Below are 13,394 nucleotides of genomic sequence, written 5' to 3'. Positions count from 1 at the left end.
GCCTGGATGAGCGCGGTGGCGCCGACGGCGAGGCTCAGGGCGACCGCGATGATCCCCAGCACCATGACGGTGCCGGAGCCGCGCTCCGCCGCGCGCATCCGGGAACCGGTCCGGTGGCCAAACGCCGTCGGGCCCTGTTTCCTCTGCATCCGCGGGTCGCCTGCGGCAGGGCACGTCTGCGGCCCCGCAGCCCGCGTTCGCGCGCCCGTCCCCGAGCTCGCCTCGCCCGCCGCCGTGCCGCCCAGCGGAGCGCAGACGGGATCCGCCCGGCTCATGGCGCGCCCCCATCGGCCGTGGTCGGTTCGGTGTAGGCGCAGGCGCGTGAACGCGCCGTCAGGCCCAGGCCGCCCAAGGGGCCCGGTACCCGGCGGCTCGCCGTCACGCAGGTGAGCTCACCGGTCTCCACGCTCACCGTCACCGGCCCGCCCGCGCGCTGGGCGGCGCCTGCGACGTCGGCCGACCCCATTGCCGCCTGTCGGGCGGCCACGCGAGCGGCGTCGGTGACCCGCAGTTGGGTGACGCCGGCGCTCACGGCGGCGAGCACAAGCAGCAGGACGAGGACGACGGCGGGCATGGCCACGGCGAGCTCTGCCGTGACCATGCCGCGCTCGCACCGCTCTGACGCGCGGCGACCGCGCGCGTGGCACCCGTGAGGAAGTTGGCGATGAGTGCGACGCTGCGCAGGGCGGTCAGCGGAGTATCCGCCGTCGTCGTGACCGCTCAGCCCGTCTGCGGTGGGGAGGCTCTCGAGCCCGGCCTCCCGGGGGCGTCGTGGCATCCACATGATCGCCTCAGCCCACCGAAAGCGCCGATTCGATAAGGCCCTGCAGGATGCCGGTCAGGCTTCCCGACCGCATGATCGCCAGCAACAGCCCGGCGAAGGCGGCGGCTGCCAAGGTGCCGATGGCGTACTCGGCGGTGGCCATGCCGGCCTCACCACCCGGGTCGGCGACGCCGTCGGGCGCCTCGGACGGCGTCAACTTGGCGTCGTGGGCGAGGGTCCACGCCCGGTGCAATGTGAGGAAGGTGTTCTTCATGGTCTCCTCCTTGATGAGGTGGAGGCACGACCGGCGTTGGCCGCGCCTCGCAGGCACCGTGCCTGCCTCACCAGCGTGACCCGGGCGGCCTCGCCACCGCATCCGTGCCCTTCGAGCCCTGGGGATAAGGGGTGCACGAACCATGCCTGTGTGTGACAGCAAGGGCGGACGCCCATTCCGGCACCGCTGATGCCGCAGCAGGACTCATCGGTGTACTACCAGAACTGCAGCGAGGCCCGGGCGGCGGGCGCCGCGCCGATCTACGCCGGCGAGCCCGGCTATCGCGACGCCCTGGACCGCGATAACGACGGAATCGCCTGCGAGTAACCAAGCAACCGAGTAACACGGCGCCCCCACTCATATCGGGAGGGTTGCCCACAACGGTGCTGACGGTTCGGCGGCTGGGCCGACAGTTCGGCAGCTGAACTGACACGGCAGCCAGGTCGACGGTTCGTACGTTCAGCCGACGGTTCGTACGTTCCGGTGGACGCTTCGTACTTTCGCTCGACGGTTCGGCACCCTAGCTGCCGAACCGTCGGGCGAAGTGCCGAACCGTTGCCACGAAATGCCGAACCCTCAGACGAACTGCCGAACCCTCAGACGAACTGCCGAACCGTCGAGGTAGCAGCCGAACCGTCGCACCTCCGATTGCTCACCACACGGGTGCCACGCCCCGACCTCTACCAAGAGCCACTCTCCAGCGTTGACACCTCTACATTGAGAGTCTTATCGACTGCTGTTTACAGCTCGCCCCCGGCCTTGGCCAACGCGACCTAGTCACACGAAGCGCTCAGACATTGAGGTACTACGGATTGCGAGTGCTGGTGTTGAGTGCCTGAATCTCGGCAACCGGTATCTGCACCGTGCTGCTGGTGGTCACAGTGTTCAGAGTTCCAGAACGACCCGTCGTAGAGGCCCACGAAGCGCTGTATACGGCTTCCACCTCCATCGGCGTAGTGCCACCCAAGTGGGCGCTGGAGCGGTCGAAGACGATGATGCAGTCGGTGCCCTTGGCGTCGTTGCTGGGGGTCCACGGAATGCCGAACCCGGTGCATTCGGCCTCGGCATCGGGAGCGGACAGGTCAAGGCTCGCGGACCCGGCCGTCACCGTCACGCTGGTGGAGCCGACCGTGGCGACAATCTCCACCCGGGTGGGCGTCTCCTCCGTGGCCCACACCCAGGTATCAAAACCCACGATGGTCGCCTGCGACTGGCCGACAGTCGGGTTGCGGTCGATACTGGGGGCTGGAATATCCACGCTCTCCCACACAGTGGACGCCAATGCGGCAGGGTCGACCTCCGGCTCCGGAGGCTCCGTACCCTCGGGCACCCACACGTGCCACGGGTGACTCGCAAAGAACTCCGCTGACGCCTCCAAGTATGTGTCAGGATCCGAGAAGGCCGATTCATCGCAGTACTTGGTCCACCATCGACCCGTGGTGTCATCGACATAATCCTCCCAATCGGGGTACATCGCCGCGACCGCCCGATTGGCTTTCTCGTTACCAAAACCGCCAATGAATTCCGCGGCCTCCGCACCCGTGCGGCCGGGTTTGTACCCGCACGACGGCGCCACCGCCACCGTCTGAGAGGAGGTACTGGTCGGAATATCCACGGAACCGCCGCTCGCCATGGTGTACGTAGTGGTCACTGATGCCTGCAACGACGCCCCTCCATCCGAGGACTGCGACGCACCGGCGGAAGTCGTCGAGCCGGATTCATTGTGTCGCTCACCAACCGCATACGCAGTCGAACCTGGAAACACAGTACACACTGCAAGCAATAACGCCAGTAATGCTCTCAGTCTGGTCTCACTCATTTGTTTCACTCCGTAGTGCACTCGTCCCATGACACCGCGGTTTCCTCATAAGCGACCCAGTTCCCCTCTGTGCCGGGTGTCATCTGAGTTGAATACTCCACCAAGTTCTGGGTTTCAGGGTCAGTAATATCGTTCCCGTTGGCGTCAGCATCTGTCATCTGCGTGCGGTCGAGACACATCGTGACTGTTGCGAAAGCAGCGTCTTCACTGACAGCCACGTCGCTAATCCCTACGCTGACAGGTGGGATGGAATGCTCACCATTCAAGTTGGAGTAGTTCTCGTAAATCTTGTCGAGCAGACCGCCCGTGGCCACCAGCGCGACCTCATCGATGCCTTCCCCGGTGAACCAGACCCGCCAGGTGGCCTTGTCATAGGCGACGTAATCGACGAGCACCTGCGTCTGGGTCTCATCAAGATCCTCGGGAATGGAGACCACGTAGTAGCCCAGTTCCGCATCGGTCAGCGACTCCGCAGTCACTTCCCCCGACGCTGCGACTGACGCGGAGGCCTCGGCCTCCGCCGCGGCCGAAGCAGACGCCTGTGCCGACGCCATCGCGTCCGGATCGAAGGTTGGAATACCCGAGCCGCCCTCATCAGAGTCGCCCGAACACCCGACCAGCGGCGCGCTCACCACCAGCACCGCCAACGCAGCAGCCGCGCGCCGACGCGCATTAAGCCTCATCAGGAACCCCCAGGAACATCACACACATGCAGGTAACGATTCAACCTTACCAACTTCAATGGTGCACCGCCCTCCTGGCGGATCAGTGGGTGGCACTGCCCGTGCCTCCCACTCGCGACATCGGTGATTCAAACTGGTGAGACGCACCCGCGCCCGCTCGCGCCGCCCGCCAACCCATGCACTCACGTCCTCCGGCTCCACCGGAGTCGCGGGATTCACCTGCCGGGGCGCGTGCTCGCGCCCTCAGCACAGCCGAAAGGACCGCCATGCACCCGACCTCCCGCCGTCGTCTATTGCGGGGGCTCTCCCTGGCCGCCGTCGGCCCGACCCTGGCGGCCTGCGCCTCGCGAACCGGCACGACGGCGTCAACGTCACCCACCTCGGCCACCGGACCGACGTCCACGCCGTCGTCGGGCGGCTCCTCCGGCACGGCCACGGCGCAGTCCTCACCGCACGCAACCACCAACCCCACTCAGGAGGCCAGCATGCCCGCAACACAACCCGCCTCGATCCGCATCGCCTTCGGCGGCGCCCTGGACAACACCGTCCTGGAAGCAACCCTTACCGACAACGCCGCCACCCGCTCCCTACTCGCCCAGCTCCCGCTGGAAGTCAGCTTCTCCGACTACGGCGGCCAAGAGCTGACCGCCTCTCTGCCGCAGGACCTGGACACCACCGGCCTCACCGCCAGCGCCCCGCAGGTCGGCGACATTGCCTGGTACGAGCCGAACCACGTGCTCGTCTTGTACTACACCTCGATCGGCTCCTGGCCGGGCCTGTACGTCATCGGCCACGTCGACGGCGATGTCTCCGCCCTCGCCGGGCAGGACTCGGACCTGCCGGCGTCGCTGACCGTGTCGGAGTGATCCGCCCGGAGCCCGTCGGCCACCGCAGTTGACCCGACCGCGCCGTCGATATCGGCCCCGTAGGGGCGGCAGCGGCGGGATACTGGCGGCATGCTCCAGCCGTACTCGCCCTCCGCCGAGCCGCTCACCCGCATGGCGGACGGCACCGTCAAGCAGATCAGCCCCTTCACCGGCACCGAGGTGTGGACCGTGCCCGGTCGGGGTAACCGCCCCATCTCCCATCCCGCCGCCGAGGTTCACACGCTCACGCAGGCCGAGCGCACTCGCGCCTGCAAGTTCTGCCCGGCGCATTACACCGAGACTCCGCCGGAGAAGTCCCGGGTCGTGGCCACGCCCGACGGCGGCTTCGAACGGATCGACGCCCTGCCCGCCTCCGAGCTGTTCGACACGGTCGCCGAGTTCCGCCGCATCCCCAACCTGTTCGAGATCCTCTCCTACGACTACTGGCACGCCAACCACGGCTACGAGGTGCCCGACGCCGCACGCGAGCGCATGGAGGCCTACCTGGCCGAGCCGGCCGGCGCCGCCCACGTGGCCCGGGTGGCCCGCGCCAAGCTGCGCGCCTCCGGACAGAACCCGGATACGTGGGAGACCATGAACGAGGGCGCCCGCCGCCAGTACCTGGCCGCTTTCTTCGCCGGCGGTCACGACGTCATCGTCGCCCGGCGGCATTACACCGACGACTCCGTCGACTCCTCCTCCCTGGCCGGTTCGGGCACACTGACCCCGACCGAGCACCGCGCTTACATCCGGCTGGCAGTGCAGGCCACGCACGACCTGTATGACGCGAACCGCTGGGTGCGCTATGTGGCGGTGTTTCAGAACTGGCTGCGGCCAGCCGGCGCGTCCTTCGATCACCTGCACAAGCAGCTGGTGGGCATCGACGAACGCGGGGTGTCTGCTGAGCTGGAACTACAGCGGGTGCGTGCCAACCCGAACCTGTACAACGAGATGGGCGTGGACTACGCCGCCTACCGGGGTCTGCTGGTCGCCTCCAATGAGCATGCGGTGGCTTTCGCCGGCTTCGGGCACCGCTACCCCACGCTGGAGGTGTACTCGACGTCGCCCACCTGTGAACCGTGGCTCATGAGCCGCGACGAGGTCGACGACGTCTCCGACCTGGTGCATGCGCTGCACGCGGCCACGGGGGCGGACGTACCCAGCAACGAGGAGTGGCACCACAAGCCGATCGACGTCGACCAGCCCATGCCCTGGCACATCACGCTCAAGTGGCGGGTGTCCACCCTGGCCGGTTTTGAGGGCGGCACCAAGGTGTACCTCAACACGATTGACCCGTGGACGCTGCGAGACCGGGTGGTGGCCCGGTTGGAGGATCTGCGCGCGGACCGGCTCATCGCGCCGATGGCGGTGGGCGAGGAGTGCCCGACGACGCCGAACCGGCTGCTGTACAACCCGGTGTTGACCCGCTGAGGTGGGAAGGCCGAGCGAGAGATCGCGGCACGGGCGTCGTGGCGTGAAACACTCGCACCCAACATAACAACACGGTAGGGTAACGGGCAGCTTCTCTACTAGCCCCTACCGGGAGATCACGCATGTGCGTCAGCAGCACTAAAGAGCCAGGTACTTATCCCAACCTCTACCGAGACGCCATCAACAACCACTACACGGCCGTTGGCAACTCGATCTCCTTCAAGCTGACGCCGCCCAGCGGCGCCGGGCATGTCTGCACCGCAGTCTGCCAAGGAGCTGCCGAGGCGTGGAAGTCGCCCGCCGCGGACGATTGGATCGAGGGCATCGAGACCCTCGGCTCGGACATCAAGACCGCTTTCAGCAACTACTGGGGAGACGTCAGTGACGCCTACTCGCAGGAGAGCGAGAACGTGGAGGTTCCCGGCGAGGAGTCATGGAAGGCCGATTGGGAGTGATGCATCCACTGCCGACCATCGCTCGCCTACCACGCCAATACGAGGAGGAACGGCCATGACGCTGGTCAAGGTCAATATTGAGGATCTACGCTCGGCGGCCACCTCACTATCCACTATCGCGGACTCCGTCGAACTCCTTTATCACACCACCAAATCCGATGGGCAGAACCTCTATCTGTCGACGTCGTCCCTGTCGAAGGTGCCCGATTACGCGGAAAGTCTCAGAGACGAGTCGACCTTCCTATCCGCGAAGGTCGACTGGATCGTCCTCATCAACTCCGACAGCGAGGGCAATCTGCCCGAGTCCGGGGAGGTGAGCTATGAAGTCGACGGCGAGGATCCCGACACCCTGGAGGAGATGGAGACCGCACTCGGTGAGGCCATCGCGGCTCTCGGAACAGACATCGCCACATCTGACTACGAGGAGGGCGACCCTCGCATTGAGACCTTGAACAAGTACCTGGAAACCTGGGGCGGTAACGACAACGTCGTCTCGGCCTTGTTCAGTGATCTGGGTGCTGATGGGACTTTGGCGTTGACGCAGGCGGTGGGCAATCACGTCGGATATGCCTACCGGGCCAGCGAGGATGAGAGCGAGCTGGCCCAGAAGACACTCCAGCAGCTCAAGCGCGGGCTGGGCGCCGCCACTAAGGCATGGGACCCGGACTACTCCCGGCAGTTCGGCTCCGACTTGGTCGAAGCCGCCCAGTACCCCGACCTGGACTCCGACTACTACCAGCTCGGAAACTACACTGAGTCACTGGCGTACCTCCTGTACAACGCCACCGGCGCAAGCGACGAGTTCATTTTGGGTGCCGCCGAGAAGATCGACGAGCTCCAGCACGAGGCCAACGACAACGGCACACCATCCCTGTGGCAGTGGACCGGACCCTCGCGCTTCCTTCCAGGCATGGTCGACGAGGCAGACGAGGACTGGGGCTTCGACATCCCCTCCATCATCATGCACGACCTGGGCGACCATCCCCGCGCCTCCTACGAGTTCTTCACCGGCGACCAGGGCCGGATCGACTATTGGGCCGGCGAGCACCCCTACGAGGGCGATCTGTCCGGCATCGCCGCCGCCCTGGACTGCGCCTCCACCAGCCCACTGCTCACACGAGCCCACAAGCAGGAAACCGCCAGCATCGCCGCCCGTGGCCTGGAGGCCCTCACCGGCAGAGACGACTTCGGCGTCGAACGCGGCAAACACGGTGTCGAAGGAGCCCAATCCCTCGAACACATCCTCGAAACCTACATGGACTCCCTCGTCGCCACCTACGCAAACTCACACGGAAGCAGCAACAACCCGACTTACACCGCCACCACCCCGGCCGACCAAAAGATCCCTGACAGCCCTTGGTTCAGCGAGAAGACACTGGACTCAATCCTCGGCGTCGTCGGCCAGGACGGACAGGCACTCATCAACCTGCGCACCGCCATCAACAACGCCGAAACCAACTCCCTACCCCCAGGCAGCACCAAAGACCACCTCAAGTCAGTTGCAGACCAATGGGGCGCCGCCGAAGGTGGCATAGCCAACGCCATCGGCACCGGCGCTATTGAGGCGGACCAATCAAATGACGAATACGCGCAAGCCTGGATCGACCTCGCCGGCAAACCTGCTTCCGAGCTAGCTGGCCTGGCCAAGACGTACGCACCAGCGGGAACAGCCAAGGGTGTCGGATGGGCTTCAGACGCCCTGATCAACTACCTACGAAATGAAGCAAGCGAGACGTGGGCGAGCGGCGCGAGCGCCGAGACCGAAAAACAGGACGCCATTGCCGCTGAGGCCTACTCCTCCTATATGCGCAAGCTCCTTTGGGCCGCTGACGCCGCCGGCCTCAACGGCTACCAAGACCCAAACACCGGACTCACACTCGACGGATACGAAACCGCCGCCGTCCAAGCACCCGATGGCTCATACCGCCTCATCACCCCCGAAGAATACGAACAACTAAGCGACGAGGATAGAGAAAAGGCAGATATGGACCTACAAGACATAGCCACCAGTAATTACGGTATGGGGGACGCCGCCAGCAATGTTGACACCAACTTCAACCAGAAATTCCAGGATCGCTATTCATGAGCCGTGTGTATGAGGCTCGTCTTGTTCCGGGTCGGTGGTCTCGGCGTGCCGTGCTGCGGGTGGTGCTCGCCGCTCCGCTGGTGGCGGCATCGTCGGCCTGCCAGGGCGACCCAACCGCATCGGCAACCGTCATCCCATTGGATGGATTCACCTCCGCCGTAGTCCAGCAAGACGGCACCGACAAACTCAGCTTGAGCGCATTGCACCAGTTTCTTGAAGCCACCCACCACGACGCTAACAACGTCTCGGCCTTGTTCAGTGGTTTGGGTGCTGATGGGACTTTGGCGTTGACGGAGGCGGTGGGCAATCACGTTGGATATGCCTACCGGGCCAGCGAGGATGAGAGCGAGCTGGCCCAGAAGACACTCCAGCAGCTCAAGCGCGGGCTGGGCGCCGCCACTAAGGCATGGGACCCGGACTACTCCCGGCAGTTCGGCTCCGACTTGGTCGAAGCCGCCCAGTACCCCGACCTGGACTCCGACTACTACCAGCTCGGAAACTACACTGAGTCACTGGCGTACCTCCTGTACAACGCCACCGGCGCAAGCGACGAGTTCATTTTGGGTGCCGCCGAGAAGATCGACGAGCTCCAGCACGAGGCCAACGACAACGGCACACCATCCCTGTGGCAGTGGACCGGACCCTCGCGCTTCCTTCCAGGCATGGTCGACGAGGCAGACGAGGACTGGGGCTTCGACATCCCCTCCATCATCATGCACGACCTGGGCGACCATCCCCGCGCCTCCTACGAGTTCTTCACCGGCGACCAGGGCCGGATCGACTATTGGGCCGGCGAGCACCCCTACGAGGGCGATCTGTCCGGCATCGCCGCCGCCCTGGACTGCGCCTCCACCAGCCCACTGCTCACACGAGCCCACAAGCAGGAAACCGCCAGCATCGCCGCCCGTGGCCTGGAGGCCCTCACCGGCAGAGACGACTTCGGCGTCGAACGCGGCAAACACGGTGTCGAAGGAGCCCAATCCCTCGAACACATCCTCGAAACCTACATGGACTCCCTCGTCGCCACCTACGCAAACTCACACGGAAGCAGCAACAACCCGACTTACACCGCCACCACCCCGGCCGACCAAAAGATCCCTGACAGCCCTTGGTTCAGCGAGAAGACACTGGACTCAATCCTCGGCGTCGTCGGCCAGGACGGACAGGCACTCATCAACCTGCGCACCGCCATCAACAACGCCGAAACCAACTCCCTACCCCCAGGCAGCACCAAAGACCACCTCACCTTAGAGAACTACCATTGGGCCGCTGTTGAGGGCGCCACCACTAACGCCATTGGCACCGGCGGCATCCGCCTCCTCGACCCCGAATACAAGTACGCACAAGCATGGGCCGACCTCGCCGGCAAACCCACCTCCGAACTAACCGAACTCGCTCAGCGGTGCACCCTCGACACCACCAACGATGGGCCCGGGTGTGACACAACCATTCTCATCGACCACTTGGAGCAGGCCAATGACTCCTGGCGGAACGACTCCAACAGTAGTGAGCGAGCACGGCAACACGTCATCGACACGGCCTGCTCCTCCTATCTGCGGCGCATGCTCTGGGCCGCCGACGCGGCCGGCCTCAACGGCTACCAAGACCCAAACACCGGACTCACACTCGACAGCTTCAGCACCGCAACCGTACAAGCACCCGATGGCTCATACCGCCTCATCACCCCCGAAGAATACGAACAACTAAACGAAGAGGACAAGAGGACCGCCAACGCTGAACTAAACAGTCTTGCCACCAGCGCAGACGGTCTTGGGTATGCCGACAGCGGTTTCCGCAATACTCTCAATTGGCGATTCCAGAGACGGTTCTCATGAGCCGCGCACGTAGCCTTAGCCTGTTCCTAACGTTGGTGCTGGCGGCCGGCCTGCTCACAGCTTGCGGCCACGGCGGCGCCGACCATGAGGCTACAGCCACTCCGGAGCCCATACCCACCACCGCACTCACCCTCGCCGACATCCCCGGAGCAACCACACAAGCCGCCTACCGCGGAATACGAGTCGAAACGTTTTGCAAGGGCATTGAGAACAGTGTCACTATCGCATTATTGTCGGAACCGTTCCACACGGTCACCGTCGAGTACGAATTAGCCGATGCCACGGTGTATGAGACTCTCGCGCTCAGCATATCCACTATCAGGCCCAATGGTAGCTTCGCGAGTATCGCTGAGGACATAGCCGCATGCGACGGCACCGATCAGGAAGTCCAGTTCTGGTCCGATTACCCTCTGCAGTCTGGGGAAGGAGTCTTCAACGCCACCCCTGACATGCCCGAGACCCTGGCAGGGTTCACCATCACGACCACCATGGAGACGGACGGCAGCCAGCGCACCATTGAGCGCATCTACGCCGCCGTCACCACCAACGACGGCAAAGAACCCGGCATCATCGTCCTGACCACCGTGTCAAACACCGATGAACCCGCAACCCCCGCACCCCTGGAACTACTCGACACCGCCCTGGAGCGCGCCAACGCCACCCTCGACCCCACCGCCATCACCACCGACCTCGGCCCCCGCGCCACACGTACACCCACAACCACACCCACAACTACCCCCTAAACCGGACCACCGCCCTGTAGAAACAACGGCCGACTTCCACCCCGCCTGGAGACACCCATGCACTACAGCACCGAAAAGGCCGCAGTAGCTCGAGGAACGCCGCCCATGAGCCACGCGTACGAGATCGGGCATGTTCCGGGTCGGTGCTCTCGGCGCGCCTTGCTACGGGTGGTGCTCACCGCTCCGCTAGCTGAGGGTCTTGCCCGGGCTGGAGAGTTCTTCCAGGGCATCGGGGACATTGACCTTGAGGGAATCGATCACCTCCTTCATCCGGGTCTTGCCTTGAACGAGGTTTTCGGCACGGTGCCAAGCCCCGGGTAGCGGGTCTTGACGCAGGCACTTGCCATCCAGTGCCGACGTACGTACATTATCCGTACGAGGAGGACTACAACATGCCAGCCGCCAAGACCCAGCGGATCGATCTGCGCGCCACGCCGCGTCAAGAATCCCTCATTCAACAAGCCGCAGCTCAGACGGACCGCACCGTCAGTGAGTTCATACTCTCATCCGCAACCATGGAAGCCGAGCGAGTCATGACGAACCGTCGTTGGTTCACCGTTGATGACGCCACATTCGAACGAGTCATGCAGGTGCTTGATGCACCGCTGACGGACACCTCCCGCTTCGAACAGCTCTGGAACCGACCCTCACCCTTCGGAACTCGCATTGCACTTTCAGAAGACCTTTCCGGACGGTCGGAGCGCACATGAACGCCGGCGTCCTGGAAGCTCCTCGGCCCCTAGCCCGCAGTGATCACCGAAGTGGCTTCAACAGTGGCGCCGAGGAACTGGACGACTGGCTGCATCGTTACGCGTGGCAGAACCAAAGGGCCGACAACGCAGTCACATACGTGACCGTCCAGGACGGGCAGGTGCTCGGCTATTACGCACTAGCGTCTGCTTGCATTGCGAAGGAGAAAGCCTCAGAGCGAATCGCGAAGCAAGCACCCCAGGAGATTCCCTGCGTCCTGCTCGCACGCCTCGCCGTTGACCAGCGCGCACAGGGGCAGGGAATAGGCGCTGCGCTACTCAAGGACACCATGATGCGAAGCCTCGAGGTCAGTAGGATCGTCGGGGCGCGGGCATTGCTTATCCATTGCCGGGACGAGGCAGCGAAGTCGTTCTACCTGGCCAACGGCGACTTCGACGTCTCACCCATCGACAACATGCAATTGCTACTATCTATAAAGGCAATCAGGGAGCTATCAGCCAATTAGACGCGCGCTTTCAGGATCAGTACCCATGAGGGGCTACATGCCAGAACCAGTGCCAGCCGAGCATCACCAGGAGAGCGGCGAACCGCACGACGCGCCAAATCTACCGCATCCCCCGCAGCAGCGTCCGCGCTTCCTCGCAGACGCCACTGTTGCCACAATGCCGACGACCACCATCAGCACAGTTCATACAGATTTTGTCAATGAACTCCGCCAACTCATCGAAACGCATGTTCAGTGTCTCCAGGGAGCGAGGGAAGCCCCCGCTGTTCAGATGCGGGGGAGGCAAACACCTCTACAGCCCCAGCGCGCTGCGCTCCTCGGTGCCGACCCAGCCGGCTCGCCCCTCCAGGGCGCGGAACCAGCGGGCGAGCGCCGGCCAGAAGGCGATCGATGGCGCCTCGCCGCCGGGGTAGTAGGCGCGCCCGCCGTACTCGTAGGCCTGCACGGTGGTGAACAGGCGGATGTCACTGCCGGTGGGGGCGGCCCCGCACAGGAACTGCTCCACGGACACCACCGCGGACAGCGGCGGCGCGTCCTGCACCGTCAGGGCCGCCTCGCGTGAGGCCTCCATCTTGGTGGCGCGGGCCAGCAGGGTGTCGATGACGTCGAAGGCGACCAGCACGCCGTTGGCGGCCGCCGTCGCCTCCTCGGGGTCCTTGGAGTGGGTGGCGACGGCGTGGCCTTGGTTGATGTGCTCGCCGATCCACTTGTCCCAGGCGTCGGTGGAGTTGCGCCGGTTCAAGGGGTAGAGGTCAGGGGCGCCGGCGCGGTGCAGCGGCTTCCAGGCGGTGGCCAGGTCGAAAAGCAGGTCCCCGGAGTCGTCGGAGACAACCTGCCCCGTGGTGGTGTCCACCAGCGCCGGGACCGTGGGCGGCGGCGTGTATCCCGGAGTACCGGCATAGACCTCGGCGATGGAGGTAGCGCCTCCCAGGGCGGGGTCGGGGCCGGGTTCGCCATCGGGTCCGGTCAGCTCCCAGAAGCCGTCGGCGCCGCGGCCGTAGCTCCAGGAGACGGGGATCGCCTCGGTCAATCCCAGCAGTCGACGGGCGATGAGGACGCGGCGCGACCAGGGGCAGGAGGCGGAGGCGACCAGGCGATACCGGCCGGCCTCAACCGGCAGGTCACCATCGGTGAAGCGGTGCGAATGGGCGATGGCCATGGGTGCCTCCCGGGGCATGGAAACGAACGTCATATGGGCTTGCACTAATGGTGACCCCTACCCC

Annotated in this window: 15 protein-coding genes; 10 read left to right on the top strand and 5 right to left on the bottom strand. The window is 64.7% G+C overall.

Annotated elements, in window-relative coordinates:
• Window positions 1-271: 271 nt before the first annotated feature.
• Window positions 272-601 carry a TadE family type IV pilus minor pilin gene (locus tag RWX45_RS04590; protein ID WP_316022597.1) on the bottom strand — a complete coding sequence of 110 codons (330 nt, stop codon included), beginning with the start codon at window positions 599-601 and terminating at the stop codon, window positions 272-274.
• A 190-nt stretch (window positions 602-791) separates the two neighbouring features.
• Window positions 792-1,037 carry a DUF4244 domain-containing protein gene (locus RWX45_RS04585; protein WP_316022596.1) on the bottom strand — a complete coding sequence of 82 codons (246 nt, stop codon included), beginning with the start codon at window positions 1,035-1,037 and terminating at the stop codon, window positions 792-794.
• Window positions 1,038-1,226: 189 nt separating this feature from the next.
• Here RWX45_RS04585 and RWX45_RS04580 point away from each other — a divergent pair, with 189 nt between their 5' ends.
• Window positions 1,227-1,364 (top strand): excalibur calcium-binding domain-containing protein, encoded by a 138-nt coding sequence (locus tag RWX45_RS04580; protein ID WP_316022595.1) that lies wholly within the window; start codon window positions 1,227-1,229, stop codon window positions 1,362-1,364.
• 478 nt (window positions 1,365-1,842) lie between these two features.
• Here the strand turns inward: RWX45_RS04580 and RWX45_RS04575 are convergent, their stop codons facing one another.
• Both RWX45_RS04575 and RWX45_RS04570 read right to left on the bottom strand, forming a co-directional pair.
• On the bottom strand, window positions 1,843-2,688 hold the full coding sequence (locus RWX45_RS04575; RefSeq protein ID WP_316022594.1) for a hypothetical protein: 846 nt from the start codon (window positions 2,686-2,688) through the stop codon (window positions 1,843-1,845).
• Window positions 2,689-2,861: 173 nt separating this feature from the next.
• Window positions 2,862-3,488: a hypothetical protein gene (locus tag RWX45_RS04570; RefSeq protein ID WP_316022593.1), complete on the bottom strand. Its 627-nt coding sequence runs from the start codon at window positions 3,486-3,488 to the stop codon at window positions 2,862-2,864.
• A 317-nt stretch (window positions 3,489-3,805) separates the two neighbouring features.
• Here RWX45_RS04570 and RWX45_RS04565 point away from each other — a divergent pair, with 317 nt between their 5' ends.
• The 9 genes from RWX45_RS04565 to RWX45_RS04525 all read left to right on the top strand — a co-directional run bounded on the left by RWX45_RS04565 (window position 3,806) and on the right by RWX45_RS04525 (window position 12,171).
• The gene (locus RWX45_RS04565) at window positions 3,806-4,405 is read left to right on the top strand and encodes a cyclophilin-like fold protein (RefSeq protein ID WP_316022592.1); all 600 of its coding nucleotides are present in this window, start codon (window positions 3,806-3,808) and stop codon (window positions 4,403-4,405) included.
• Between the two features lie 90 nt (window positions 4,406-4,495).
• Window positions 4,496-5,836 (top strand): DUF4921 family protein, encoded by a 1,341-nt coding sequence (locus RWX45_RS04560; protein ID WP_316022591.1) that lies wholly within the window; start codon window positions 4,496-4,498, stop codon window positions 5,834-5,836.
• A gap of 122 nt (window positions 5,837-5,958) precedes the next feature.
• Window positions 5,959-6,291 carry a hypothetical protein gene (locus tag RWX45_RS04555; protein ID WP_316022590.1) on the top strand — a complete coding sequence of 111 codons (333 nt, stop codon included), beginning with the start codon at window positions 5,959-5,961 and terminating at the stop codon, window positions 6,289-6,291.
• A 55-nt stretch (window positions 6,292-6,346) separates the two neighbouring features.
• Complete coding sequence (locus RWX45_RS04550) at window positions 6,347-8,377, top strand: hypothetical protein (protein WP_316022589.1); 2,031 nt, start codon at window positions 6,347-6,349, stop codon at window positions 8,375-8,377.
• Window positions 8,374-10,212, top strand: a complete 1,839-nt coding sequence (locus RWX45_RS04545) for a hypothetical protein (RefSeq protein WP_316022588.1) — start codon at window positions 8,374-8,376, stop codon at window positions 10,210-10,212. Before RWX45_RS04550 ends, RWX45_RS04545 begins: the two co-directional genes overlap by 4 nt.
• The gene (locus tag RWX45_RS04540) at window positions 10,209-10,955 is read left to right on the top strand and encodes a hypothetical protein (RefSeq protein WP_316022587.1); all 747 of its coding nucleotides are present in this window, start codon (window positions 10,209-10,211) and stop codon (window positions 10,953-10,955) included. The genes RWX45_RS04545 and RWX45_RS04540 overlap by 4 nt, the downstream gene beginning before the upstream one ends.
• A 105-nt stretch (window positions 10,956-11,060) precedes the next feature.
• Window positions 11,061-11,276 (top strand): hypothetical protein, encoded by a 216-nt coding sequence (locus RWX45_RS04535; protein WP_316022586.1) that lies wholly within the window; start codon window positions 11,061-11,063, stop codon window positions 11,274-11,276.
• Between the two features lie 71 nt (window positions 11,277-11,347).
• Complete coding sequence (locus RWX45_RS04530; RefSeq protein ID WP_316022585.1) at window positions 11,348-11,665, top strand: DUF1778 domain-containing protein; 318 nt, start codon at window positions 11,348-11,350, stop codon at window positions 11,663-11,665.
• Entirely contained in the window at window positions 11,662-12,171 is a 510-nt protein-coding gene (locus tag RWX45_RS04525; protein WP_316022584.1) for a GNAT family N-acetyltransferase, read from the top strand. The genes RWX45_RS04530 and RWX45_RS04525 overlap by 4 nt, the downstream gene beginning before the upstream one ends.
• A 292-nt stretch (window positions 12,172-12,463) precedes the next feature.
• Here the strand turns inward: RWX45_RS04525 and RWX45_RS04520 are convergent, their stop codons facing one another.
• Window positions 12,464-13,330 carry a glutathione transferase gene (locus RWX45_RS04520; protein ID WP_316022583.1) on the bottom strand — a complete coding sequence of 289 codons (867 nt, stop codon included), beginning with the start codon at window positions 13,328-13,330 and terminating at the stop codon, window positions 12,464-12,466.
• Between the last annotated feature and the right edge of the window lie 64 nt (window positions 13,331-13,394).

The sequence above is a fragment of the Actinomyces sp. MRS3W genome, from assembly GCF_032465695.1.
Classification (GTDB): Bacteria; Actinomycetota; Actinomycetes; order Actinomycetales; family Actinomycetaceae; genus Actinomyces.
The sequence above is the reverse complement of the archived record's forward strand: the minus strand, read 5'-3'. Positions and strand labels throughout refer to the sequence as shown.

Coding starts and splice junctions, on each gene's coding strand:
- RWX45_RS04590 (WP_316022597.1), bottom strand. CDS start 601: ATGGTCACGGCAGAGCTCGCCGTGGCCATGCCCGCCGTCGTCCTCGTC.
- RWX45_RS04585 (WP_316022596.1), bottom strand. CDS start 1,037: ATGAAGAACACCTTCCTCACATTGCACCGGGCGTGGACCCTCGCCCAC.
- RWX45_RS04580 (WP_316022595.1), top strand. CDS start 1,227: ATGCCGCAGCAGGACTCATCGGTGTACTACCAGAACTGCAGCGAGGCC.
- RWX45_RS04565 (WP_316022592.1), top strand. CDS start 3,806: ATGCACCCGACCTCCCGCCGTCGTCTATTGCGGGGGCTCTCCCTGGCC.
- RWX45_RS04560 (WP_316022591.1), top strand. CDS start 4,496: ATGCTCCAGCCGTACTCGCCCTCCGCCGAGCCGCTCACCCGCATGGCG.
- RWX45_RS04555 (WP_316022590.1), top strand. CDS start 5,959: ATGTGCGTCAGCAGCACTAAAGAGCCAGGTACTTATCCCAACCTCTAC.
- RWX45_RS04550 (WP_316022589.1), top strand. CDS start 6,347: ATGACGCTGGTCAAGGTCAATATTGAGGATCTACGCTCGGCGGCCACC.
- RWX45_RS04545 (WP_316022588.1), top strand. CDS start 8,374: ATGAGCCGTGTGTATGAGGCTCGTCTTGTTCCGGGTCGGTGGTCTCGG.
- RWX45_RS04540 (WP_316022587.1), top strand. CDS start 10,209: ATGAGCCGCGCACGTAGCCTTAGCCTGTTCCTAACGTTGGTGCTGGCG.
- RWX45_RS04535 (WP_316022586.1), top strand. CDS start 11,061: ATGAGCCACGCGTACGAGATCGGGCATGTTCCGGGTCGGTGCTCTCGG.
- RWX45_RS04530 (WP_316022585.1), top strand. CDS start 11,348: ATGCCAGCCGCCAAGACCCAGCGGATCGATCTGCGCGCCACGCCGCGT.
- RWX45_RS04525 (WP_316022584.1), top strand. CDS start 11,662: ATGAACGCCGGCGTCCTGGAAGCTCCTCGGCCCCTAGCCCGCAGTGAT.
- RWX45_RS04520 (WP_316022583.1), bottom strand. CDS start 13,330: ATGGCCATCGCCCATTCGCACCGCTTCACCGATGGTGACCTGCCGGTT.